The organism is Falsihalocynthiibacter arcticus (genome assembly GCF_000812665.2).
Classification (GTDB): Bacteria; Pseudomonadota; Alphaproteobacteria; order Rhodobacterales; family Rhodobacteraceae; genus Falsihalocynthiibacter; species Falsihalocynthiibacter arcticus.
Genome location: NZ_CP014327.1, coordinates 373,601 through 397,502, shown reverse-complemented (window position 1 = coordinate 397,502; position 23,902 = coordinate 373,601). Strand labels below are relative to the sequence as shown.

The 23,902-nt window shown below is 51.4% G+C and carries 17 protein-coding genes and 1 tRNA gene; 11 read left to right on the top strand and 7 right to left on the bottom strand.

The genetic code is table 11. The features are described from left to right. Positions 1-214: 214 nt before the first annotated feature. From RC74_RS01970 to RC74_RS01960, 3 genes are all read right to left on the bottom strand, one after another. Positions 215-1,471, bottom strand: coding sequence for a type II toxin-antitoxin system HipA family toxin (locus RC74_RS01970; RefSeq protein ID WP_052274772.1), 1,257 nt, complete (start codon positions 1,469-1,471; stop codon positions 215-217). Next, entirely contained in the window at positions 1,443-1,793 is a 351-nt protein-coding gene (locus RC74_RS01965; RefSeq protein WP_039001697.1) for a helix-turn-helix domain-containing protein, read from the bottom strand. Before RC74_RS01965 ends, RC74_RS01970 begins: the two co-directional genes overlap by 29 nt. Before the next feature lie 353 nt (positions 1,794-2,146). Beyond that, positions 2,147-5,491: a DEAD/DEAH box helicase family protein gene (locus RC74_RS01960; protein ID WP_236940013.1), complete on the bottom strand. Its 3,345-nt coding sequence runs from the start codon at positions 5,489-5,491 to the stop codon at positions 2,147-2,149. A gap of 316 nt (positions 5,492-5,807) precedes the next feature. Here RC74_RS01960 and RC74_RS01955 point away from each other — a divergent pair, with 316 nt between their 5' ends. The 3 genes from RC74_RS01955 (at position 5,808) to RC74_RS01950 (ending at position 8,508) form a co-directional block, all read left to right on the top strand. After that, positions 5,808-7,214, top strand: coding sequence for a hypothetical protein (locus tag RC74_RS01955; RefSeq protein ID WP_052274773.1), 1,407 nt, complete (start codon positions 5,808-5,810; stop codon positions 7,212-7,214). Between the two features lie 130 nt (positions 7,215-7,344). Beyond that, positions 7,345-7,443 (top strand) — tRNA-OTHER (locus tag RC74_RS22030). A gap of 12 nt (positions 7,444-7,455) precedes the next feature. Then, positions 7,456-8,508 (top strand): hypothetical protein, encoded by a 1,053-nt coding sequence (locus RC74_RS01950; RefSeq protein ID WP_039001699.1) that lies wholly within the window; start codon positions 7,456-7,458, stop codon positions 8,506-8,508. A 127-nt stretch (positions 8,509-8,635) separates the two neighbouring features. On the opposite strand, the gene RC74_RS21540 is transcribed toward RC74_RS01950, so the two are convergent. The 3 genes from RC74_RS21540 to RC74_RS23840 all read right to left on the bottom strand — a co-directional run bounded on the left by RC74_RS21540 (position 8,636) and on the right by RC74_RS23840 (position 11,150). Next, positions 8,636-9,594, bottom strand: a protein-coding gene (locus tag RC74_RS21540) for an IS630 family transposase (protein ID WP_156477400.1) whose coding sequence is annotated in 2 segments (ribosomal slippage) — positions 8,636-9,250 and positions 9,253-9,594 — 957 coding nt in all. Because the reading frame shifts where the segments join, the coding sequence is not laid out codon by codon here. A 240-nt stretch (positions 9,595-9,834) separates the two neighbouring features. Continuing rightward, entirely contained in the window at positions 9,835-10,494 is a 660-nt protein-coding gene (locus tag RC74_RS21535) for a hypothetical protein (protein ID WP_082802159.1), read from the bottom strand. Beyond that, positions 10,491-11,150 carry a GIY-YIG domain-containing protein gene (locus RC74_RS23840; protein ID WP_052275140.1) on the bottom strand — a complete coding sequence of 220 codons (660 nt, stop codon included), beginning with the start codon at positions 11,148-11,150 and terminating at the stop codon, positions 10,491-10,493. The genes RC74_RS21535 and RC74_RS23840 overlap by 4 nt, the downstream gene beginning before the upstream one ends. 705 nt (positions 11,151-11,855) lie before the next feature. Between RC74_RS23840 and RC74_RS01925 the strand changes: the two genes are divergently transcribed. From RC74_RS01925 to RC74_RS01910, 4 genes are all read left to right on the top strand, one after another. After that, positions 11,856-12,230: a hypothetical protein gene (locus RC74_RS01925; RefSeq protein WP_039004526.1), complete on the top strand. Its 375-nt coding sequence runs from the start codon at positions 11,856-11,858 to the stop codon at positions 12,228-12,230. A 586-nt stretch (positions 12,231-12,816) separates the two neighbouring features. Further along, entirely contained in the window at positions 12,817-13,023 is a 207-nt protein-coding gene (locus tag RC74_RS01920; RefSeq protein WP_039004525.1) for a helix-turn-helix transcriptional regulator, read from the top strand. Then, positions 13,013-13,444 (top strand): hypothetical protein, encoded by a 432-nt coding sequence (locus tag RC74_RS01915; protein ID WP_062628110.1) that lies wholly within the window; start codon positions 13,013-13,015, stop codon positions 13,442-13,444. The genes RC74_RS01920 and RC74_RS01915 overlap by 11 nt, the downstream gene beginning before the upstream one ends. A 113-nt stretch (positions 13,445-13,557) precedes the next feature. Next, positions 13,558-15,306: a virulence-associated E family protein gene (locus RC74_RS01910; protein WP_156477398.1), complete on the top strand. Its 1,749-nt coding sequence runs from the start codon at positions 13,558-13,560 to the stop codon at positions 15,304-15,306. Between the two features lie 183 nt (positions 15,307-15,489). On the opposite strand, the gene RC74_RS01905 is transcribed toward RC74_RS01910, so the two are convergent. Further along, positions 15,490-16,125 carry a hypothetical protein gene (locus RC74_RS01905; protein WP_039004523.1) on the bottom strand — a complete coding sequence of 212 codons (636 nt, stop codon included), beginning with the start codon at positions 16,123-16,125 and terminating at the stop codon, positions 15,490-15,492. 499 nt (positions 16,126-16,624) lie between these two features. Between RC74_RS01905 and RC74_RS01900 the strand changes: the two genes are divergently transcribed. Genes RC74_RS01900 through RC74_RS01885 form a run of 4 tightly spaced genes read left to right on the top strand, consistent with a single transcriptional unit; the run spans position 16,625 to position 23,898 of the window. Further along, entirely contained in the window at positions 16,625-18,814 is a 2,190-nt protein-coding gene (locus RC74_RS01900) for a type I restriction-modification system subunit M (protein ID WP_039004522.1), read from the top strand. After that, on the top strand, positions 18,811-20,136 hold the full coding sequence (locus RC74_RS01895) for a restriction endonuclease subunit S (RefSeq protein WP_052275133.1): 1,326 nt from the start codon (positions 18,811-18,813) through the stop codon (positions 20,134-20,136). Before RC74_RS01900 ends, RC74_RS01895 begins: the two co-directional genes overlap by 4 nt. A 47-nt stretch (positions 20,137-20,183) precedes the next feature. Continuing rightward, a complete protein-coding gene (locus tag RC74_RS01890) occupies positions 20,184-20,777 on the top strand; it encodes a hypothetical protein (protein WP_156477397.1) in 594 nt (197 codons plus the stop codon). A gap of 10 nt (positions 20,778-20,787) precedes the next feature. Further along, on the top strand, positions 20,788-23,898 hold the full coding sequence (locus tag RC74_RS01885; RefSeq protein ID WP_052275131.1) for a type I restriction endonuclease subunit R: 3,111 nt from the start codon (positions 20,788-20,790) through the stop codon (positions 23,896-23,898). Positions 23,899-23,902: the final 4 nt, after the last annotated feature.

The following is a 23,902-nucleotide window of genomic DNA, read 5'->3' as shown; positions in this document are numbered from 1 at the left end:
TGGGACCAAAGCAGCGCTTACCGAAGGAGTTGGAGGCCTGCACTGCAAATCAGGCTTGTGGACATTCCTGCAGTTCTAGCACAGCGGAATTTAGACAGTTGGTGCGGAGAATATGCTAAATCACATGCAGCCATTCCCACGAAAAGCGACTGGTGGCCGCATAGGGCCACCTTTAATTGAAAATTCGAGCGTATCCATTTGAAGATTGTCGACGTCAGGATGAACGTTCGTCGGTCATGTAATCAAAATCAATTGGATCCATGCCAAGAGATTCCGTCACCCCTTCATTCCAGCAAGCTGCGACTCGCAAGCCGACTTCCAGCATCTCGAAACGTTTGAAGTCTTCAATCATGGCGGGCATAGCTTCTTTTACAGCCGCACCTACCTCGGATATGATAGCCTTGGCTTGCTGCGATGTGAGCATTGCTCGGATCGCCATCTGCTCCACGGCTTTTGGCTTGGGCCAACGCTTACTCCCGCCATAGGTTGCCGCCATCATGTCCGACGCGATATAGGCTTTAGTCGTGACGATGTCGTAAGCCGGCGCTAAGGTAAATGGACCCTTTTCGGCGTCATCAAATAGTACAGCATAGTTCTTCAGGTGAGCATCACCATTTCGCAATGCGATGCTCGTGACAATCTGGCGGTAAAGCTCATTTAAATTTTGCTTGGCATTCTCGGCTGAGAAATTCTTGATAGTAGCGAATAGGGCTTTCTCGATTGTCCCACTATATTTCTCTTCGGACGTCATTGCATTTAGGGATGCGAGATCTTCGAAACCACTTCGATGACCATCCAGGTTATCGAAGCGTTGTACGGCAAGCGTTCTCCCATGCTTACCCAGATAGCATTCAGCAGTTTTATTACCAGCTAACCGGGCAACTTTTAGGCAGTGATATTCATTGAGTGACAAGCCGGGGTAGTCGGCGGCATCAAATTTTAGAATATAGTCTTGAGTTTCAATCGTGATCCTTTGTTTTTCTGGATCAAAGAAACTATCAACCTCCTCCTCCAAGAGGACCTTTGGCATTGCACCAGACACGCCGGAACGAAGACCATATTTCCTAAACATATCGGTTACAAACGCTTCCGTCGCTTCAGCCTCAAGGACCTCTTGAATTGAGCGTATGCTTGGTTTTCTTTGTGGTTCTTCACCGGCCTTCAAGACTCGGACCCGACCAATCTGGTTTTTACCCGTTTCTGATAGAATGTCGTATGCATCCGCGTGGCCGTAAGCTTTGGAAAGTTCCCGGCGTAGGTTATCGAGCAGTAGGCCCTCAGGCATATTTGTGTCGAAGACGGGGAGTAACCCATATGGATGATCATAGGATGCCGTTCGAACCGGCATGTTTAGAGAGATTGCATTTGAGGGTTGCACTCCCTGATCGTAAACAAATGTGGTCCCAGAACCGTGGCGATCAAGCGTCCCTACTTTGCTGTCATTAACCCACACTTGAAGTGTCATACCCATTGCCTTTCTCTTCCATCAGCTCTTCGTAGGTTGGGCGCCCCCGATTTGCTGTCGCTGCCCTTAACGTTAACCCAACACCTTCGACTAACTTCTGTACGGTTGAAAAATTCATGTCAAACATGCCGCCCTTCTCAAACGCTGAGATGGTTGGACGACTGACACCTGAGATCATGGAGAGGGTTTCTTGCGTCATTTTTTTCTCTTTGCGTGCAGCTCTCACGAGCTCGCCAAGTTCCAGAAGGTCCATCTCTTCACTCACTTTTTGATAATCATAAGTTACATTTTTACCATTTTTAATCATTTTGTAAAGTCTGATTATCATTTTACACTCTCCAAATGTAATCCTTACGCTTCAATTTGTTGAAATTTTATTATTTTGATGGGCAAAGACTTCATTTTTGGATGGCGCCGAGATGGATCACTCAATGGCGGGTCTGCACTGTGTGCCAGGTCGATTGTATTGCCTATCTACCGAGACAAGGCTCGGGGCCGCATCCGCAGAGGTGTGCCGACATCTCGTTGGCATCGATGTAGAAACCCATTTTGCGCGTCTTCGGCAGAGGTGGACCTGTCGCGCTTTCGGGCCACCCCAAGTGCTCGTTTAAGCCACCTTTCGTTCGAAGGCGACAGGGCTATTCCAGCTTGGAGAGACTTGGAGGGCAATTTTCGTTGCTATCAGTGTTCTCCAGCACCTGCGGAAAAGAAGGCAACAGCAATCCGAGATGCTATCTCAGCTTCGTGCCTTGCGGAGATTTGTTCCGCTTCCTCAAGAACTTTGAGCATTTTCTCAAGGATAAGGTCGCGATTTAAGTAGTCAGTCTCAAGCTTCTGAAGGACTTGTTCAAGCGCGATATATCCCTGAGGAAGGCCTTCATAAGCGAAACTCGTTCGAACTTCTTGCTTAACCTGTTCCCAAAATGGATCAATCAGTCTCCCCCAACTTTCGCCGATCATCTCGAGACCTTGCAGGGATAAATGTCCAAAAAGTTCTTGGTCGACCGATCCGAGATCGGCTTTTACGATTAACTTGGGATTGTGCCGAGTAAGAAAAGCGGCGAGCGCTTTTAGTAGGCTTTCAAGCCGCGAAGGCCGAAGGTCCCACTCAGTCAGCTCATCAACATGCGATGCCAATGATGCTAGGGCTACAGTTATCTGTGCTTGGGTGGGCGTTTCATTTTCGAGACCCAGGCTTAGAGTCCGTTCGTAGGCCACTTCGAGCTGCTGTGCACAAACAATTTGATCACGAACCAGCACTGCCCCTTCAGAGACGCTTTGTTGGATCATAAGTAAGCGTGGAGGTAGGAAGCTGCCGTGGCTGTCTGCCCCCTTCAGATGCAACATTGTAAAGGCTTCCCGACCCGAAATAAGCGCAAGTTCAGCTCCCCAAGTTCCTTCGATCTTCGCTTTTGCAACGTCAGCCAGAGGAGCGGGGCGGATCTGCCTCGACAATCTCGACAACAAGTCATGATAATTGTTAGAGCGGAGAACCCTCGGTGCACGCAGATACGAGATAACGCTTTCAAGGATAGCCTCTGTATCCTCAGCTTCCAGCTGATCGAGCACCTCTGTAAGCTCTTCGCCGGACAAAGCCCGGTAGTTAGAAATACGCTGTGCAATTTTCTCGTCTGAAGCAAAATGACCCACTGGGAAATCTATCAGATGATAGTTTACTTCGTCGAATTGGCTGTCGATCCTGTCAATACGTCCGAGGCCCTGTATTAATTCCTTGAGGTTGGAGGTCAGACCAAGCAACACCAGCGTGTCGCCTGACTGTAAATTGATCCCTTCAGCCATCTTATAGGTCATAAAGACGGAAGCAGGCCCTTTCGGCGCTCTTCGCCCTCCTGAGCGGAAGTAAGATTCAACACTCCTACCATTTGCGATCCTTTCAAAGGCCCCTGCATTTTCACAATACAAATCCGAGAGAGCGTTCACTTCGCCCTTTGGGCGATTTCCCACGACATAATTCGTGTGATGTCCCGACTTGGTCATCTCTTGGGCAAAGATCTCAAGAGTATCGGTCCTTTCGGCTAGGAAAACTACGCGATCTTTCCTTTTTTGGATATCGGCGCAGGCTCGATAGCGCTTGCGGTCTAAGTCCTTGAGCTGTTTGGATCCCAGCATCTTGGTAAGAGAATCGCATTTTGGTGTCGATGCATCATCAAGGGACAAGTCATCAAACAACTCTAGCTGACCCGGATCACTTTTCTTCTTTTTAATTGAATTCCTGGCTTCAAAATCCCGAAGCCATTTCCCTATGACGCCTCTTTCCATTTCCCAGGCGGCTTGAGCAGAGTTCGCCCTTAGAATGTTCAGTAGGTTGCGAATGTAGAGCTGATCCTGGGTGTTCCGACGGGTGCTAATATTGCCAAAACGACTGCGCTCGACAGCTGTAATTGTCGATCCAGGAGCAAGTTCCCGGCAAAGCGTCGCCACCTCTTCTAAACGTTCAATCTGAGCCGCAGTCGCCGCCAAGTTTTTTGGGCGCCCATGGCTCCGAAGCACCGGATATGTTTGTCTACCAGGAACATTGCCTTCGCCAACACAGTGCCTTTGTCTCCGGGTCAGAAATGGCGCCATCATATCTGACAGTTCTCGCCTGGCAGATTGGGAAAGAGCGGTCTCCGGGCCCTCGATGGCTGTTAGTTGGTCGACAAGCGCAAAATCTTCTACGGATCTCTGGGCCTCACGTTCGAAGAGTTCGCCCATTCGCTGTATATATACAGGCGTCATGAAAATCGACGCTCTCTTCTCCTGCATGTGGGACAACCAATCCACATCACGGTTTCCAAGGAGAGTGGCGCTCAAACACACATTCCAGCTCGGTGGAGCCAGTTCAATTGCAGCGGCGCGCTGTGATGCCTGTTCGAAACCTGGGGTAACAGTGTGGCTTTCATCGATAATCAAAACACCAAATTGATCGAGGCGCAGACCATCCTGTTCATCGCTCCCTACACCCCTTAGACTTTTCTTTGTAAGGCTGCTATTCGCGATGACGGTAACAGCGTTCGTCTTGCTCTTTTCCCAGCTTGGAACGACACGGGGTGGAGCAATGACTGCAGCGTTCTTTCTCGAAACGTTGTGGACAGGCGACGGGGGAACCACATCACGAAAGGTATCCGAAAGCACTTCTCCTAAATGGCAGCCTATCTCAGTCTTCCCCGATCCGGTTGGCGCCTCTACAAACGCGATACCGTGTTCATAGGTGATTGCTGAAGCTTCGTAGGTTAGCTCTTGCTGATAGTCGTAGAGCGAATGGCCGGTAATCTCTGTTCGGTCACCACTTAACCAGGGCGCAAAACCCTTTTGCTCGACAATGGTACGAGCAACAGCAAGTTCAGCTGATACCGGCCGAATGAGTTTGTCCAAGATTTCAAGAGCTTCTTTGGTCCAATCAACACTTGCTTCCCAAATCTGCTCGGCTGCCTTTTGACGTTCTCCTTCGAGTTCATGTGAACCAGAGCTTAATCCATCGGCGTATTCAATGTTTCTGTAAAGCCCAGAACGAGAGAAGTTGGCTGACCCTGCCACCGCGCCGAGCGGACTTGAGACGATCTTGGCATGCATTCTACGGTCGCCAGAGATTCCATACAATTCTTTTGCGAGAGCAGGGTCAAAAACGCGGATCTGTATTTTCCCTGATGCTATCGCCTCACGTGCCAGCACAGCCATGAGATCAGAATGATCTTCGACCCTTAGGCCCGACCTCGCTAGCCAGTAAAGACGCATTTCCTCGCTAACTGGAACTGTGCGTCCAATGCGGGACGTGTTCCCGGTGTCGATCCCGAAGGCTATCCTAATTCTGACTTGTTCCGCAGGATTAGTCGCTCGAAGTTGAGGTAGTTCCCTCAGTAGTATTGAAAGTGACGAGAGAAAATCGTGATAGCCGGTAGCTATTAGACAATCTCCAGATTGGATGTGCGGTCGATAGATATCGATGACTGGATTATCTATGTTTGTTCCAACCGAATGCGAACTAGCTGCTGCTTCCACCGGCTCCAGTAATGGATCGGAGGTCATGGATAATTTTCTCGGGCGCGCTAGCAGCCATTTCGGTAGGCTAATCATTTAGTTCCATTTTGAAATTGTTTTGAAAACTTAGTTTCAACGAACAACAATCGCGGTGCAAGCGCAAGGGAGGCGTATAACCCGTTCAGCGGGCAGATTTTGATTTTGGATCAAAACATGTCGCGTAAGGTCCATTATGTCACGTCTGGTTGACGGCCAAATTAGGAGCCTAGACTACTTCCGGTTTTAGAGAACAAGATCACATACACGCGCTTAACGACGCAATATCAAAAATTTATGTGTTAACCTAGTTGGCTTGAGCGCCGGAATGTCCGATGCTGAGTTTGACGTTGGACACCGAAGAACAAGGGCGCGTATGCATATCGAGACAACAGGAAGTGCACGTATTCGCCATAATGAAACCGGCGCAATCCATCAGGTCGAAGCCAATGAGCTCGACTGGGAAGTTCAGTCGACACAAGAGCGCGACATGGGCCCGGAGACCGAATGGTCGGCCGCACTGGATCACGAAAACTTGGGTGAGCTCGTCTGGACCTTCTCTGAGTACCCTCAGGGATTTGCAAACGAGCCCAATCTCGTTGCGAACGGGCACGAAGTTCTTTCAAACTTTTCAGTCAACATCGACGAAATGGAAGATGAAAACGCCGAAGACTTTGACGCTGAATCCGCTGCTGAGGAAATGAAAGATTGGTTCTACACAAACTACGAAGACCCGGTCGAAAGACTGCCATACATATCGGCGGAGGGTGGCTACAAATGGGTCTTTGGGAGTTCCGAGACGGCGCTTGGAGCGCTAGAGGAAGCGTATTCCGATGAATATCCTTTCAAGTTTATTGAAAAGGTTGCCCAATCGATAACGGATGAAACAGGTATTTTTGATTGGAGCCCAACACCCGGGCAGGATTTTTACGATAATGGTGACGAAACCGAGAGTGACCTAGATGGCGCCGAAGAGCTCAGCCGTCGGCTTCCCCTCTCCGAGGAGCTAGTATCTAATCCCGAACTTGGAACATTCAGCGTACGGCCCATAGAGGTCGCGAAGCCTGACCTTCTTGGCGCAGCTCTTTCTCAGGTGGCTGATGCGGTTGATGATATCCTTGCCAATCCCACAAATGGACTAAATGAAAACGCGCTCGAAATCCGTAGACTGCGTCGAACTCTTCTGCGTTATTCTAATGATCCTCAACGTGTTGAGATGGATTTCACTTCCACACACGGAAGCATAGTCTCAAAAATTGCATCTGAAGAACTGCCTCCCTCTGACGAGAACAACGCTCTTGTAACCAGCTTAAGGGAAGGTGCTCAAGGTATCAGAGCTACTCACCCCGTAGTGGCAGAAAACAGAAAAATTCTTCAAGAACAAGCTGTAAAAGAGCTTACAGACCAAGACCTTGCACAAATCGTAGACGCCGACTCTGTGCTTAAAGCGATTACTGAGGGTGAACTCCAAGATCAAATGCGTGAGGACGTTCTGTTCCTCACGGAAGAGCTGCAGGCCGGACCGCCCCCTTTGCCGGGGGTTACAAAGGCTGACGCGATCATCCAGGGCCGAGATGAAGTTGTGAGGGTCCTTGGACGTTCGGCAAGAATGATGTTGATACTTCGGAAAACGCCAGGGCTTGCCGACAGACTCTACAACAGTACTGGCTTCAAGGTAGCAAGCATACTGGGCACTCTGGGCACGCTGGTTTCCCTGGGCCTTCTGCTTTTTTGAACGATGGTCCTGTGCCTTGAGGAGCATAAGCGCCCTTATGTTCACATTGAACCCGCAGAAAGCCCTACAGACCTAGACGGCGCCACTTAGAGGGGCTATGGGACCAAGTGAAATTGCAAAGAAACTTTTTCGCGTGGTGGTCCAGAGGCGGGCACCTGCTCTTTACCGCGAGTGTATTCGACTTGCCTTTTGATTAGCAGGGACGTTGGTTCAAGTCCAACCCACGCGACTAGAGAGAACAATGGATCAAGAACTTTTTATTCAACGTACCCGCGCAGCAAAAGTTTTTCGAGATCGTGCGGGATATGCTAATTTTCGTCTTAATACGATTATGGTTGGCCTTGAAGGTGTGAGATCCGGAGTCGCGACCAAGCCGCACGATCTAGCAGTCGGCTGGAATCCAAAGAACCTCAATTCTTCTGCCGATCTTGCCAAAGGTTTTGCAACTGACTCCGCAATGGTATTTGTCGTCGATGCGGTTGATACTTACCTGCGAAATATATCTAGCGATCCTTCTCCAGTTCAGCTTACGGAGCTGAGAAGTCTATTGTCTGGAGAGTTTCAAATTGATCGTAGTGATGCCACGCAATTCTCGCAAAAAGACATCGATCGCTTCGTTGCTCAGCTTGACCTAGAAAAACTGGGGATGGAAGAGATTGAGAGCCAATTTCGTAAATTTCAACACGCCCACTTTGGAAAGCGCAAGCGACCATCTCTTAAAACCCGTCTGGATGCACTAATATCAACATACGGTGGCGTATGTGATGCCTACAAAGCGTCGATGCACCTATTCCTATCTTGGCGGAACCGTCACGTACACGGATCTGCGAAAGATACAATCTCGGAGGAAACGCAGCAGATTCTGGTTTCTAGCGCAGATCTTTTTTACAGAGAGCATTCGCACTTGGACATCAACCGTGCGCTGAATGGCTATCTTGATCGTAAATCACCAAGCCTCAAAGAACTTTCCTCGCTTATTTCCGTTTCACATCGGGTGATTGCATCGTTAGATCGTGAGGTTCTTTTGAAAACAGACATCGAAAAGTTTGCCTTACGAGCTATCTCGTTCGGGATGTCCGACAGAAGTACGATTGAAAGGGAAATCACCAAGTATTGGGGCAAGGCACCCAGCGGCAGGGTCAAAAAACTTACAGCGGTGCTCGCTCCCTTTGGATTTTCTCCGCTCGGCATACGAAATGCAAGTGAAATGGTCACGTCTATTCCGCCTGAAGTCTTTGTGGAATTAGCGGATCAACCACGTAAGGAAGCAATGGAGACATTGCTGCAAGTTTAAGTGAGCACATTATGTTCGTGGGCTTTCCAGTTGGATAGCAATGTCTACCAAGGCTTTGGGAATTGATAAGCGTCCTTATGCTAAGTGAATGCATAAGCGCAGTTATGTTAATTAAAGCATCGAGCTTTTAACTTGATCCGTATCCCGCCTCACAAAAGAAGTTCCAGCATTCGTCTGGCGTGAAGAGATTGCAAATTTTGGCGAGGGCATCGAACATCTGGTCAAATGTTCTGGCTCCGATCCTTCGAAGGTGGGCTTTGAGTTTTGAGAAGGCCATTTCAATGGGGTTGAGATCGGGTGAGTACGGCGGCAGGTAGAGGAACCAGCACCCGACTTCCCGCAAGGCTTCTGCAGCCGCCTTGTTGTAATGGGTGGCAAGGTTGTCGCAAATGACGACAGTGCCTGGTCGCAGTTCCGGGGCAAGGACATTGCGGACGTAGACTTCAAACGCCTCACCATCCATCGCCCCCTTGATGACCCATGGTGCAATCAGGTTATCTTGCGTCAGGCCTGCAATGAACGTCTGAGTGCCCCACGCCCCAAACGGTGCGTCCATTTCCAGACGCTTTCCGCATAGACTGCGCCCACGTAGTCGGGTCAGATTGGTTTTTACTGACGTCTCGTCTATGAAGACGAGCCGTTCAGGATGCGCTTGCATTGCCGGAATACGGTACCGGAACCAGTCCCGACGACGCAGCTTCACATGGGCGCGGAGCCGCTCGGTGGCCACCAGTGACTTTTTTTGTACGTGTAACCAAGTTTGCGCAGGAACCGTCCGATAGATGCAGAATGGGCAACAACACCCGTGGCGGCCTTCAGCGCTCCGGCCAGTTCTGGCAGTGTGATGTCACCATCCTGCGCGACCAACTCTACAAGAAACTCACGGTGGAGCGCGAGCTTTCCGTGTCCTTTTGGTCGCCCTTGGACATCCGGTGTGGCATTGCCTCGCTCACGGATTCTGCGAAGCCAGCGAACGCCCGTGGCCGCCGAAACCTTCAAACGCGCCGCCGCCGCACGACCGCTCAACCCTTCCTCAATGTACTCTTGAAACCGCGCCCGAAGCGCCATCGGTAATGCTGCTGACATGATCCATCCTCCCAACCAGAGTGAATCACAAAACTGAACTCAACGGAATCCTATCGATTCAATATTTAAGCTCGACGCTTTAGGCACAACATTGCCAGCGGCCGTGCCAACCCCACTAAACCCTAGCGGCCCCTTCAAATTGGCGGGTTTTATACCTGCCAGGTAAGCGGGCGCGCGGGTGGCTGTGAACATGTGTAATTTTTGTCCCTATTTCTCTTGTTGCTCCAATTCTCCAGAAAATCACACATATGGGTTTTCGAGGTCGCCTTCGAGAAATGCGGCAGCGCAGCTGTAATGCCAGTTGGTGCGGCGCGTGGTGTTGAATCGCACCGCACTACAGCCCTGAAAGTTAGGTGGAACTGCACTATTGTAATAAACAATTCGCGGTCCGCTAAACTGGGCCGTCAGCTTCGCAAATAGAGGGACATAGTCCTTGCTTCCAAAGAAATGCACTGGCCCAGCAGCTCGATCAGGAAGCATGGAAAGGTCTCTAAAGTTATCCCTTTTGCGTCGCCTTTTGAACCTGGGCGCTTGAGCGGAAAATGTGATGTCGTAGGCTGGAGTAAGGAAATCGGCTGCAAGTAAACCCCAACCGGCCGACAGTATGTACAACTGTGAGTGATCGACTTCTCTAGAAAGCCGAGCATAGATGGGTGGCGTGTACAGTTCACAGGATCGGATAAATCTCAGTGGATTATCCTGCGGGTCCAGATTGTAAGCTACAAGCCGGTCTCGCCATGAGCCGCCGTCCGGGCAAGAATCATCAGGTCTCGCGTAAAATCGCTCATCTTTTGGAGCATCCTCAGGATTAGCAACAAAGTCGACAAATCTGCCATCAGGGCTCTCAAATGTTCCGGCATCCAGCCGCTTCGATCCCGCACATTGAATGACGACAATCACGTGTTAGCTCCCGCTTGTTTGACGAACTGTTCCAGGTCACTAAGGAACCAGTGATCGTATTCTTCGTTGACGTGATTTTGGTTCCATAAACCAGAAGTACGCACGCGGTCCCGGTTGCAGTGATGCCCCAGCCAATTCTTCGACGGTGGATCTATTGCCGCTTTCTCCCAGTTACTTAGTAGAGCGATTGAACCTCGCTCTATGATTCCACGCGCGCTTTTGGGACCTGCCTCGTCATTCACAGGAAGCCATAAAAATTGCATTGAACCGATCGTAGTACTCACAGTTTGTTCAAAAGGGTGTTCGGCCGCGCGCACCTCCCGCGGAGCCGTGGACTGCCTATCGTCCCAACTTGCTGAGGCATGGCCATCCCGCTCCATTAAGGCGGTGCCGACGATTAGCCGAAAGATTGAGCCACGATGATTACCTCCGCCAGATCGTGCTGAACCTCGATGCTGCGATAGTCGATTCCATAGTTTGGTTTTCGAGCCAGTCTTTAGCGCATGCGTTCCAACACGGACTACGCGCGGCCCGGAAGTCGCGCGTTCTTCACCAGCCTCAAAGAAAAAATAGACGCCGCGTTCTGGCCACGGTAGGCGCCCATGACACTGAGCCAAGGTGCGTTTGCCTCCCAGTCCATGCTCCAAGGCATCCATCAATTCATAAAAGTGATTCAGGTCTTCGTTTCTACTACTCATGTATGCTGTCTAGCATGCAGTAATGCGATGAGCCATTGCGTGTCCTCGCGGTTCGTTTATCGCGCAGTTCCTGTTAGGACGATTATGCTAGTCGGGTACATTTGTGCAGAGGGCCACAACTAACCTGTTTTGCACGGCTACGCGTGAGCTAGATGGTTTTGGATCGCGTTGGAATACATACAAACATTTCTTGACCTCAAATTGGAAATAGGAAATAGGTAAACCCATAAGAAGGAAAAACTAAAGCGGACTGATAATCCGTGGCGCGGTGCAAGGCCGCAAAATGGTTGGGGATAATCCGTTCTGGCCCCCATATGCGGCACTGTCCGCCCGAGATCTATTAACACATAACATTCGCCAACTCAGGCCTAAACGTTAGTTAAGCGCGATTTTTCGCGTGATCTCGAAAGTCGAAATCAATGAAAAAGAAAAACATATCGCACGCCAATCTTTTGGACGTGAACAATATCACGCACGCCAGAAGTCTTCTGGCGACCAAAGAAATTGCAGCCTTCACTGGGTTCAGCACATCATACTTTGCGAAAGGGCGAATCTATGTCTATGGCTCGAAGTTCCTGCGTATACGTGGCAAAATTCTCTATCACGTTGACGCCGTAAACCGGTGGCTTATCGATCATGAATGCGATCCAAAAGGAGGCTCAGATGACTGATACACAAAACCTTCTCCACGGTGTCGTGGCGCTCGTTCAGGGAATAAGCCCAAGGGCACGCAGCGTGTTCGAAACCTACCAAATGACGAGCGTCTATGAAGTCAAAGCCGGTAAGGTGCAACTGATGCTTTACCACTGTGATCTCGGTAAGATTGGAGGCTTGAGTACGAAGCCCAACGGACAGTACCTTCTTGCTTCACCGGCGCACGATATCATTGGCAGCCCACGTTTGTCGCAGCTTGGTTTCGAGCTGCGACACAGAAGCGATGGGAGTCCATTCTGGTGGAAGCAAGGCCACAATCACCTAGGCGGCTTTATAACAGCCGTACGTGAAATCACCGAACGGCATCGATTACTTGCTGCATGAATACTTCAGGGCATTTAGTTAGAGCCGATCCTTCTGGGTCGGCTTTTTCGGTATGCAACTAGGATTTGAAATGGCGCCATTTCAGCCTCGACAGGTGTAGACGCTGGCACCGGCCAAGTCCCATCGGTCCAAACCCGTTCGTAAGCCGCATTTTTCTCTTAACCCGGGAAACACTGCGAGCCACACCCCATTGATAGCATGCAGTGGGACGGGTGGCCTCTCCGACGAAATCCACGCGTACGGTTCCCAATTAAAGACCAACCCTTAAGTGTATAACCCCTGATCTTCGAGATATTGCGTCACGCATACGCGCGCATTGGATCGGGTTTGATTGTTTTGGACGGTCTTGCACGACCCTAATTATGGGATTGAAAATGGCTGGCAGTTTGATAAGGTGCTTCTGCCTACAAGAAATATGCCCCAAGAGCGTAAACGACAAACGCAGGGCCGGTGAAAGGCCGGTAGTAGGACGGCGGGACCAATTAACGTGTAGTGGTCCCTTAATGGAACGCAAACCCCACGCCGTAGTCTTCCACAAGCCAACCTGCTGCAAATGTAGCGGGCTCGGTTCAGTATGGAGATTACAATGGCTGAATCTAAAAAACTCGATCTTTTGACGACCGCTCAGGTCGCCGAATACACCCACATGAGCGCTTCATTTTTCGATAAGCGCCGCTCCAATTTGAAAAGCCCAGCCTACCTGAAGATCGGCGCGCGTGTGTTCTACCGCCGCGCGATTATTGACGAATGGCTGGAGGCTCGTAGCTGTGGGGATTTCACTGATGGCGAATAAATTGAAGCCAAGCCCGTCCCGGGCAATAGAGTTCCTGCGCTGGCTGACCTCGAACGCGCCCATGCATCTCGAATCTATGGCTAGCCAAGGCAACGTTAAGCCGAATGCGCAGAATTTTGCACCCCAAAACGAAGTGAAAGCCATGGCCTTTGTTGAATCCGGCAACTCAGATAATGTGCAGCGCAACATGTACTTCTTACCTAATGCTGAGTTTTTATCGGGCAAACGTAAGAAGGAAAATCTGTCCACCGCGCGTTTCCTGCATGTTGATCTCGACTTCAAAGATTATCCCGGCGAGGAAACCGAACAGAAGGATATTGTATTAAGTGTCCTGCACGATGAGAAGAAGCGCCCTAAAGGAATACCTCTGCCTACGGCGATGTGGTTCACTGGTGGGGGTGCCAGGCGGTTTGGAAGTTAGACGAGCCGCTGGAAGTTGAGCAAGCCGAAGTCTTGAACAGGGCTTTGTTGTTTATTCTTCAAGGTGGACCGGGAACGCATAACGCGGATCGTTTGCTCCGTCTGCCGTGGACAATGAACTGGCTGAACGACAAGAAGCGTAAATCTGGTCGCGAGCCGGCACTGGCATGGCATTTTGAACCGATGGAACTGACTAAGCCGCCTCGGTCATATGCGGTTGGAGATTTCCGTGTGAAGGTGCCCAAAAGTGCTATCAAGCCGGCCGGGAATTCCACTGGCTTGGCTGTGCCTACCGTCGAGATTACACCACTCCCACTTCCGGAAAATCTTGCAGAATTTTTGCCGTCACACCCTTATTGGGTTGAGGCGATCATGTCGGGCGATAACCCGCCCGGTAAGAACTACGCATCGCGTTCCGAACTGGTATTCGCTGCTACGATGTGGATGCTATTTCGCGGAATGAAGCCGGGGCATGTGCTGTCAATTATCATGTCGCCGGATGTAGGCATCAGCGCCCATGTGCTGGAAAGCCCTAACTCACTTACCTACGCGCACCGTCAAGTTGTGCGTGCGATGGCAGTGATTGAGGCGCGCACAGGTGGCTGGCCTGCCTGCGATGATGGACAGCCGATCCGGAATGATCCGCAGAATGTTCGCTTTGCGCTGGCGGCGCTGGAGGTGGATGCACAACGCAACACCTTCACTCAAACGGACGAGTTCTGCGGTTATGGATTGGATGGGCGCGACCTAAACGATATCGTTGAAATCCTTTCCAGTGCGTTCGCTCGCGACTTGTCTTTCAAGGCAACGCCTGCCGTTATTAAACGCGAACTGCTGTCTATCGCGCACGAGCAGAAATATCACCCAGTGATTGACTACCTTGATGGCCTAGTTTGGGATAGTACGCCGCGCATCGATAAATGGTTGGCCCAATACTGCGGTGCGAACGACAATGAGCTGAACACCGAGTTTGGTAGCAAGTTGCTGATTGCAGGTGTGCGCCGTATCAAGCAACCGGGTGTTAAGTTCGACACGATGCTGGTTCTAGAAGGCGCGCAGGGGGCGGGAAAATCCCAAATCGCGCAGCTTCTCTCCATCCGCGATGAATGGTTCTGCGGTAGTCTGGATTTAAAGAGCGACGACAAAACCAAAGCAGAAATGATGTCTCGCGCGTGGATTGTTGAATGTCAGGAACTGGACGGTATGAACAAGACGACGAGCCAGAGCTTGAAGAAATTCCTGAGCACCGCGGTAGACATGTTCCGTCCCGCTTATGCTCGCAACGCAGCTGAATTTCGCCGTCATTGCATCATTTTGGGCACTACGAATGAAATCGCCTATCTACGTGACTTGACTGGTAATCGTCGTATCTGGCCGGTGACGGTGAGGAAAATCGATCTCGCGCGTTTCGCGGCTGATGTTGACCAGTTGTGGGCTGAGGCTGTTGTCCGCGACGCGGCGGGTGATTCAATCACGCTGTCTCCGAAACTGTGGACTGCCGCTGCTGAGGTGCAGGGTCAGCGTATGGTCGAAGATGCCTATGCAGATGTTTTGGAAGATGCGTTTGGTGGAAAGAAGGGGCGGGTGTCTATGGACAGCGTCAAGCTATTGCTTGGTACCGACACCGCCCGCATGTCGACGATGGATACTCGGCGGATCAAGGCGGTCATGGCTGGGCTAGGGTGGGACTATGGCACCCATCGCATGCACGACCTAGGCAAGCGCGAGAAAGCCCAGCGCAAAGGGTTCGCGCGCGGCAGCATCGAAGAACGCAAGATAGAGTACATCGCTCAGCGGATTGACGGTGGCATTGTGGTCATCAGCCAATTCAATGCAGGGAGTGGCGACGAGCCGCCATTTTGACCGCCCAGTGTAACTTGTAACGTAACATTAGGCCCAAACCAGGCAACCCTACCCAGCGGGGCGCTACGGTGCCCCGCCTTTTTGCTTTTCTGAAACCTTCTGAACTAAGTTACGGTTACAAGTTACAAAAAAGATCGGTGCACCGTAGCGCCCCGCTCTGGGTTTCCCTGACCGCAGTCATTCTTAAAATTCCTGCAACCAGGATCGGATGGCCTTAATTTCTCTTGCTTCGTAGGCGGTTGTATCCTTATTCAATTCCTCAATCGCCTCAGAGATTGTACGCCCGGCTTCGATACCTTCACGCCCATGTTGCCTATTCTCCAGCCAGGTTTGCAACTGGTCGCGTTGCGCAGTGGGTATAGCCTCTGGCGCGTACATAAATACACGCCGCCGCGCTAGTTCCCGATATCGGTCATCCTCTATGGTTTCAGCTATCTCTGCTCGATCATCCCAACCAGCCGCGTGAAAGGCCTGCATTCGGCTTTCGTCAGCGCGGTTAGGGAAGCCCGCATACATCCGGCTCTCGACCACCTGGGCGGGCTCGAAGGGCGGGTAGCGCTGCGCCATTGCCATGCCCACCCGCACCGCAAAGTGACCGTCAGCGGACATTACAGCGGCCCGGCGGACGATCTCAGTCAATGGCAGGTCGGTAGCGGTTTCCAAGTCTGGTGCAAGTCCCAGATCAACCAAAGCAGGTATCCTATTCGCGTAAACCGTGCGCAGCGCCCGGTTGGGTCCTTTCGTCTCCTCGGCTAGGTCGTCCTCGCTCAAGTTCAAAACCTCAGCCGGGGCGCAATGGAGATCGAACACAGCCTGCATGGTTGGGCCCTTTGGGTCGTGTCCGCAGCCGACAACAGCGCGCAACGACGGGCCGCCCATGTGATATTCTACGATGCACTTGCACACCTGATGTCAGCGCCGCCGTTACCACACCCTTGTCCACCAGAGGCATCAAAGAATTCCAAACTGCAGACGCTTGGTCTCGTATTAACCGTGACATGTAAATAGTGGCTTACACATCTGCCAAAGCGTCGTGGGCGTTTTCATGTGCAAACCCGTTTGCAGCTGCCAGAGTGTCGAGGCGCAGAGACGGCTTGTCCGTGGCGCTTATACCCCTTTTCGTCATCAACATGAAAGCTCGAAGGGCTTTCTTGATGGAGCGGGCATGTTGCCCACATGTCGCCTTTTCTCAGATTCGACTTTATGCATTCCCAATCACCGTCTGTCCGGCTACGTTACTCCGTGATTTGGATGGTAAACGTCCGAGAATACGCATAAATTTCCAGCAATAGATGTCGAGCAGATAGGGACAAATCTTTTGAATAAGAATCACGATCAACTTGTTGGGCTTATTGACAAGATCGCCAACAAACTCCGAGGCCCGTACAAGCCAGCGCAGTATCGTCGTGTCATGCTGCCAATGACTGTGCTGCGCCGCATGGATCTGGTGCTGGCCCTGAACAAAGAGAAAGTGCTAGCTCAGTACGAAAAGCTGAAAGCGCAAGGGCATAGCGAAGAAGCGATCCACAAAATCCTCGGGAAAACTGCATCTGACGACCGCGAGCAACCGCTTTACAATGTAAGCCAGTACGATTTCGAAAAACTGCTGGGTGATCCGAACAACATTGCTCGTAACCTCGTTACCTACATCGAAGGATTTTCACCGAAGGCGAAAGATATTTTCTTAAAGTTCGATTTCCACAACGAGATTGAAAAACTCGATAATGCCAACCGTCTTTTCATGGTTGTTAAGGACTTCACTTCCCCAAATGTCGACCTGCACCCTAAACGGGTCAGCAACCTACAAATGGGCTATGTTTTTGAAGAGCTGATCAGAAAATTCAACGAAAAAGCAAATGAAGAAGCCGGGGATCACTTTACCCCGCGCGAGGTCATCCGCCTCATGGCCCACCTGATGTATACCGAGGATGAAGACGTCTACACGCCCGGCATCGCGCGGACAATTTATGATCCCACTTGTGGCACCGGCGGCATGCTTTCGGTGTCCGAAGAATACATCCGCGAGCAGAACCCTCAAGCCAACCTTATCCTCTACGGCCAGGAATATAACGCAGAATCCTACGCAATCTGTTGTTCGGACCTGCTCATCAAGGATGAACCGATCGACAACATTCACTTCGGTGACACACTGGGCGACGGCAAAACCGAAGACGGCCACCCGGACAAGAAATTCCATTACATGATGGCCAACCCGCCGTTTGGTGTGGAATGGAAATCCCAGCAATCCATCGTTCAGAAAGAAGCCGATGCGCTCGGTTTCTCTGGTCGTTTTGGTGCGGGAACGCCGCGTATCAATGACGGTGCACTGCTGTTTCTGCAAACCATGATCAGCAAGATGCGCCCCAGCCCAGAACTCGGCGGCGATGGCTCCAAGATCGCAATCGTTTTCAATGGCTCGCCCCTCTTCACAGGTGACGCGGGTTCTGGTGAAAGCAATATCCGCCGCTGGATCATCGAAAATGACTGGCTTGATGCGATTATCGCACTGCCGGATCAGATGTTCTACAACACCGGAATTTTCACCTACATCTGGATTGTCTCGAACCGCAAACGCCCCGAGCGACGCGGTAAGGTGCAGTTGATCGACGGCACTAAGCATTTCATGAAGATGCGCAAGAGTCTGGGCAATAAACGCAACGAACTCGGCGACGGCGAGGATGGCAAGCCAGACCACATTGGGGAAATCACGCGGCTATATGCACAGTACAAAGATGATGACACCTCGCAAGTCATCATTGATGGCAAGACCAAAGAACGCATTTGCTCCAAGATCTTCGACAATAGTGATTTCGGGTATCTCAAGATCACCGTTGAACGCCCGCTCAAGCTGAACTTTCAAGCCGACCCTGATCGGATCGCGCGTCTCAAAGTGGAGACCGCGTTCATCAAGCTGGCGCAAAGCAAGAAACGCAAAGATACTGACGCAATTGCAGCGGAAGTGGCCGAGGGACAAAAAACACAGCGCCAGATTCTCAAGGTTCTGGAAGGCATGCCAATCACGCTGTTTAAGAACCGTGCCGAATTCACCAAAACTCTAAATGCTGCATTCAAGGGATCGACCGCCAAACTAGAAGCACCAATCCGCAAGGCAATTATGAACGCGCTTTCGGAACGGGATGAAACCGCTGACACTTGCGTGGACGGCAAAGGCAATCCCGAGCCAGATACCGAGCTGCGCGATACCGAACTGGTGCCGCTGCCTAAGGATATCGAGCTGCCCATGCTGAATGCGGGTGAGGGCGAGCTGACGGATGATCAGCTGCCTGATCTCGTTCATCAACACGTCGAAATCTATCTGGCCGCCGAGGTGCATCCGCATGTGCCCGACGCCTGGGTCGATCACAAAAAAACCAAGATGGGTTATGAAATCCCGCTCAACCGGCATTTCTATGTCTACGAGCCACCGCGCAAGTTGGAGAAGATCGAAACGGATATCGAGGATGTCACCCGCGACATCATGGAAATGCTTAAGGGGATTACCGCATGAGTTACGCCCCTTATCCGGCATACAAGGACAGCGGTGTCCCATGGCTTGGGCAGGTGCCTACGGGATGGGAGGTTAAGCGGCTTAGCTACGCAACGCGTTTTAAGGGAGGATCTACGCCTTCGAAGAACGAAGATCAGTTCTGGATTGACGGTACAATTCCATGGGTCTCACCTAAGGACATGAAGCGAAAAGAAATCTACGATACTAAAGATCATTTAACGGAACTGGGCGCAATGCAAAGCGCAAGCGGATTGATTGCCCCAGGTCACGTGATGATGGTCGTGAGATCGGGAATCCTTCGGCACTCAATTCCGGCAGCGATCAATCGCGTCGCCGTGACGGTCAACCAGGATATGCGAGTGTTCTTGCCCTTCCGCGAACTGAAATCAGAGTTCATTTACTGGGTGATTGAGGGACTGCAAAAGACCTTAGTCGATCTTTGGAGCAAGTCCGGAACCACAGTCGAGTCGCTGGAGACTGAATACGTCAACTCGTCGCCATTTCCGATCCCGCCCCTCGAAGAACAATCCGCCATAACGCGGTTTTTGGATGAGAAGACGGTCGAGATTGATGATCTGATCTCCAAGAAGGAAGAGCTTTTGCGCCTGCTGGCCGAACAACGCACCGCTCTGATCACCCACGCCGTTACCCAAGGCCTCGATCCATCCGCCCCAATGAAACCAAGTGGTGTAGTTTGGTTTGACCGAGTGCCATCGCACTGGCAAGTAAGACGCCTGAAAGATGTAGGGAGATTGGTGGGTGGTGCTGGCTTTCCGCATGATTTCCAGAATGTACAGGGAGAAGAACTGTATTTCTACAAAGTTGGTGACCTAGCCAAGTCAGATGACGGCATCCACCTGACAACTGCGCCACATACCATTGACCGTGAGACTGCAGCCAAACTAAGGGCGACAGTTATTCCTCCAGATGCAATTTTGTATGCAAAGATTGGCGCGGCGCTACTTTTAAATCGCCGCCGGATCTCGACCGCTGATTGCTGCATCGACAACAACATGACTGCTTGGATCGTTGATCCTTCCAAAGTACTTCCGCTTTGGGGATTCTATTGGATGAGTACTGTCGATTTCGGTGAGCACACCAATCCAGGAGCGGTTCCTTCACTAAGTGAGGGTTATCAATCAATCCTGCCGATCACTTTGCCACCGATTGAGGAGCAAAAACAAATTATAGATCGCTTGGTTTCTGATACGTATAAATTAGACTCGGTTGCAAAGAAAACTAGCGAAGCGGTGGAGCGACTTAAAGAATATCGAACTGCCCTCATAACAAATGCCGTGACTGGCAAGATTAAAGTCGCCTAGAAATGCCTATAAATGCTGATGGCTATCTGTCTCACCTCAAGACTTTTTTGGATATCCGTGAAACCAGCGGTAAAGGGAACACGCCTCACTACGGCCAGCTATGCAAAGCCAAGGAGCGCGAGAACCTCGCCGAAAATGAAATTCTCTTGGCCGACAGTGACGAGACGACCAAAGAACGCCTAAAAGCCAAGCTCACATTTTCGGGACGTGTCCTTGGATTGCGTCTTGACGCCTGCAAGAACCCGCTTTTTCATTTTCTTGACGATGATGGGAAGCGCCCTTGGATGAGGAAATGTGACTTCGTCTTGTTTCAGGCGCACGAGAACCGCCTGAAGGCCTATTGCATAGAGTTCAAGAAAGCGCGAACATTTATCCCAGCCTCCGATGTAATGCTTCAGCTGCACGCTGGCGAGGCGTGGTGCCATACGCTGCACAAGTTGATTTCGGTCTATTCCAATAGGGATGCGCAGCTGGAAGTATCCAAGTACGTTTTCACAGACTGCCAGAACCCTGGCCCGGACTTAGATCCAGACGGTAAATACCTGAAGGACTATCCGGATATTCGTCATTATCTGTTCAGCGAACTCGAAGGAATGGCTTTGGAAGATTTGGAAAACGACACGCAAAAAGTTATCGTATAGATTGTAAACCATGAGAAAACACACTGAAATCCGTTTTGAAGATGCCATCACCGAAAGCCTGACCACGGCTGGCGGCTATGCCCTGGGTGACCCAGACGGCTTTGATGCCGAGCGCGGGCTTTTCCCTGACGAGGTCATCGCCTTCATCGAGACAACACAGGCCAAACGCTGGGCTAGCTTGCAAGAGTTCCACGGCGATCGCTCCAAGGGCACGCTGCTGGACTCGCTCTGCAAAGAACTTTCGGCCAAGGGCTCGCTGCATGTGCTGCGCCACGGGTTCAAGTGTTTAGGCAAGACGTGGAAGCTGGCCTATTTCGCACCTGCCTCCGGCATGAACCCCGACGCGCTGGCGGATTACGCCGCCAACCGCCTGACCGCCACGCGGCAGGTGCATTTCGACCCAAAGAAAAAGGGCCTTTCGCTCGACCTCGTGCTGTCGGTCAACGGTCTGCCCATCGTGACGTTGGAGCTGAAAAACCAAATGTCTGGCCAGACGGTCGAGCACGCAAAAAAGCAATACAAATTCGACCGCGATCCGACCTGCCCGATTTTCCGTTTCAAAGAACGGGCGCTGGTGCATTTCGCCGTCGATACGGACCTAGCCTCTATGACAACGCGGCTGAGCGGATCGAAAACGGTTTTCCTGCCCTTCAACAAGGGGCATGGTCAAGGCGCGGGTAATCCGCCGGATGAAGACAACTACCGCACGGCCTATCTGTGGGAAGAGGTTCTGACCAAGGATAGTCTGATGGATATCCTGGCGCGCTTCCTGCATCTGGAGGTGAAGGAAACCAAGGTTGTGACTGTGCGCGGGATCAAGACCTCCCGCAAGGAAACGATGATCTTCCCGCGTTATCATCAGCTGGATTCCGTGCGAAAACTGGTCGCAGATGCCAAAACGAAGGGGCCGAGCCACAACTACTTGATCCAGCACTCGGCTGGGTCGGGCAAGTCCAACTCGATCGCTTGGCTGGCGCATCGCCTGTCGAGTCTACACGACGAGAACGATCAGAAGGTGTTCAGCACTGTCGTGGTGATCACTGACCGCCGCGTCTTGGACCAGCAGCTGCAGGACACGATCTATCAGTTTGAGCACAAGCAAGGCGTGGTCGAGAAGATCGACGAGAACACCCAGCAGCTGGCCAAGGCGCTGTCCGGCGGAGTGCCGATTGTCATCACCACAATCCAGAAGTTCCCGTTCATCGCCCAAGCGTTGGACACGCTTTCCAAGAAAGGCGAAGGCGTTCAGATCGACACGTCCGGCAAAAGCTTTGCCGTGATCGTGGACGAGGCACACAGTTCCCAAAGCGGCGAAACCGCCATGGAGCTGCGTAAGGTGCTAAACCGTGAAGGCATCGCGGCCACCATTGCCGAACAGATCATCGACGATGAGGAAGAGCAAAACCTTTCGGACGAGGCGAAAGAAGCCCTGTTCCAGGAGATGCTCAAGCGCCCCCGTCAGAAGAACATCAGTTTTTTTGCGTTCACCGCGACACCGAAGTTCAAGACGCTGGCGGTGTTCAATGAACCCGGACCGTACGGGAAACCGCCGTTTCACCACTACTCCATGAGGCAAGCCATCGAAGAAGGCTTCATCATGGACGTGCTCAAGAGTTACACGACCTACAAAGCCTATTATGGGCTGATCAAATCGATCGAAGATGACCCCGAGGTACCGCGAAAGAAGGCCGCCAAGCAGCTTGCGCGCTTCATGAGTCTGCACCCGCATAATATTTCGCAAAAGGTGGAAGTGATCATCGAACACTTTCGTCACCATACGCGACATAAGATTGGTGGCCGCGCCAAAGCTATGGTGGTCACCGGCTCGCGCTTGCATGCTGTTCGCTACAAGCTGGCTTTCGACAAGTATGTGACAGACAAAGGCTACGGCGACATCAAAGCTCTGGTCGCGTTTTCCGGTTCGGTGAAAGACCCTGACTTCCCCGACAAGGAATATACCGAAGTCGGGATGAACAAGGGCATCAAAGAAAGCGAGTTGCCCGAGAAGTTCGGCACTGAAGAATACCAGGTGCTGCTCGTGGCCGACAAATACCAGACCGGTTTCGACCAGCCTTTGCTTCACACGATGTATGTCGACAAGCGCCTGTCAGGCATACAGGCGGTCCAAACGCTGTCTCGCCTTAACCGGCGGACGGCGGGCAAGGAAGACACCTTCGTGTTGGATTTCGTGAACGATCGCGATGAGATCTTCCAGTCGTTCAAAGACTATTACGAGACCACAGACGCCGGTGAAGCGCCCGATCCGCACCAGCTGTATGAGTTGCAACACTCGATTGAAGAATGGCGGGTGTTTGGTAGCGATGAAGTCGATCAGGTTTGTGAGATCTGGTTCAAGAACCGCAAAGAACCGACAGCTACCGATCATCGCAACATGAACGCGTTGATTGACCTTGCTGTCGAACGTTTTTCAGCTCTCGAAGAAGGTGACCGCGAGTTACTGCGCGGCAAGCTGACAAGCTTCCGGAACCTATATGCATTCTTGTCTCAAATCGTGCCTTACCAGGATTCCGAGCAGGAAAAATTCTACACATATCTTCGACTTCTAATTCCGAAACTGCCGAAACGCGCTGAGGATGATCCGTTTCAACTCGGTGACGAGGTGGAACTGCAATATTACCGCTTACAGAAAATCAGCGAAGGCGGGATCGACCTTTCGCAAGGTGAAGCTGCACTGTTGAAAGGACCAACGGAAGTAGGATCAGGGGTTTCAAAAGATGAAGCTGTCCAGCTTAGCTTGCTAGTCGACACATTGAATGAGCGGTTCGGAACCGAATTCAACAAGGCTGACGAGTTGTTCTTCGATCAAGTGGTTGAAATGGCAACAAGGAAACAAAAGTTACGTGAGGCCGCGCGAGCGAACACTTTGGACAACTTTTCCTTGGTCTTTAACTCCATGCTTGAAGGCATGTTCATTGAACGGATGGAAGGCAATGAAGAGATCTTTGCCAAACTGATGAACGATGATCGGTTTCGAGAGGCAGCTGCCAACGGCCTCGTGAAGCGTGTTTATGATTCAATTGTGACGGTGAATTCCAGTTCGGACGATCCGGACAACGATCCAGACACTGACGATCCCGGACCTATGGTTAACAGCGAGTAGTAGC

Coding starts and splice junctions, on each gene's coding strand:
- RC74_RS01970 (WP_052274772.1), bottom strand. CDS start 1,471: ATGGGTATGACACTTCAAGTGTGGGTTAATGACAGCAAAGTAGGGACG.
- RC74_RS01910 (WP_156477398.1), top strand. CDS start 13,558: ATGAACTGGCTGAACGACAAGAAGCGTAAATCTGGTCGCGAGCCGGCA.
- RC74_RS01920 (WP_039004525.1), top strand. CDS start 12,817: ATGGCTGAATCTAAAAAACTCGATCTTTTGACGACCGCTCAGGTCGCC.
- RC74_RS01925 (WP_039004526.1), top strand. CDS start 11,856: ATGACTGATACACAAAACCTTCTCCACGGTGTCGTGGCGCTCGTTCAG.
- RC74_RS01915 (WP_062628110.1), top strand. CDS start 13,013: ATGGCGAATAAATTGAAGCCAAGCCCGTCCCGGGCAATAGAGTTCCTG.
- RC74_RS01895 (WP_052275133.1), top strand. CDS start 18,811: ATGAGTTACGCCCCTTATCCGGCATACAAGGACAGCGGTGTCCCATGG.
- RC74_RS23840 (WP_052275140.1), bottom strand. CDS start 11,150: ATGGATGCCTTGGAGCATGGACTGGGAGGCAAACGCACCTTGGCTCAG.
- RC74_RS01885 (WP_052275131.1), top strand. CDS start 20,788: ATGAGAAAACACACTGAAATCCGTTTTGAAGATGCCATCACCGAAAGC.
- RC74_RS01960 (WP_236940013.1), bottom strand. CDS start 5,491: ATGACCTCCGATCCATTACTGGAGCCGGTGGAAGCAGCAGCTAGTTCG.
- RC74_RS01965 (WP_039001697.1), bottom strand. CDS start 1,793: ATGATAATCAGACTTTACAAAATGATTAAAAATGGTAAAAATGTAACT.
- RC74_RS01905 (WP_039004523.1), bottom strand. CDS start 16,125: ATGCAGGCTGTGTTCGATCTCCATTGCGCCCCGGCTGAGGTTTTGAAC.
- RC74_RS01950 (WP_039001699.1), top strand. CDS start 7,456: ATGGATCAAGAACTTTTTATTCAACGTACCCGCGCAGCAAAAGTTTTT.
- RC74_RS01955 (WP_052274773.1), top strand. CDS start 5,808: ATGTCCGATGCTGAGTTTGACGTTGGACACCGAAGAACAAGGGCGCGT.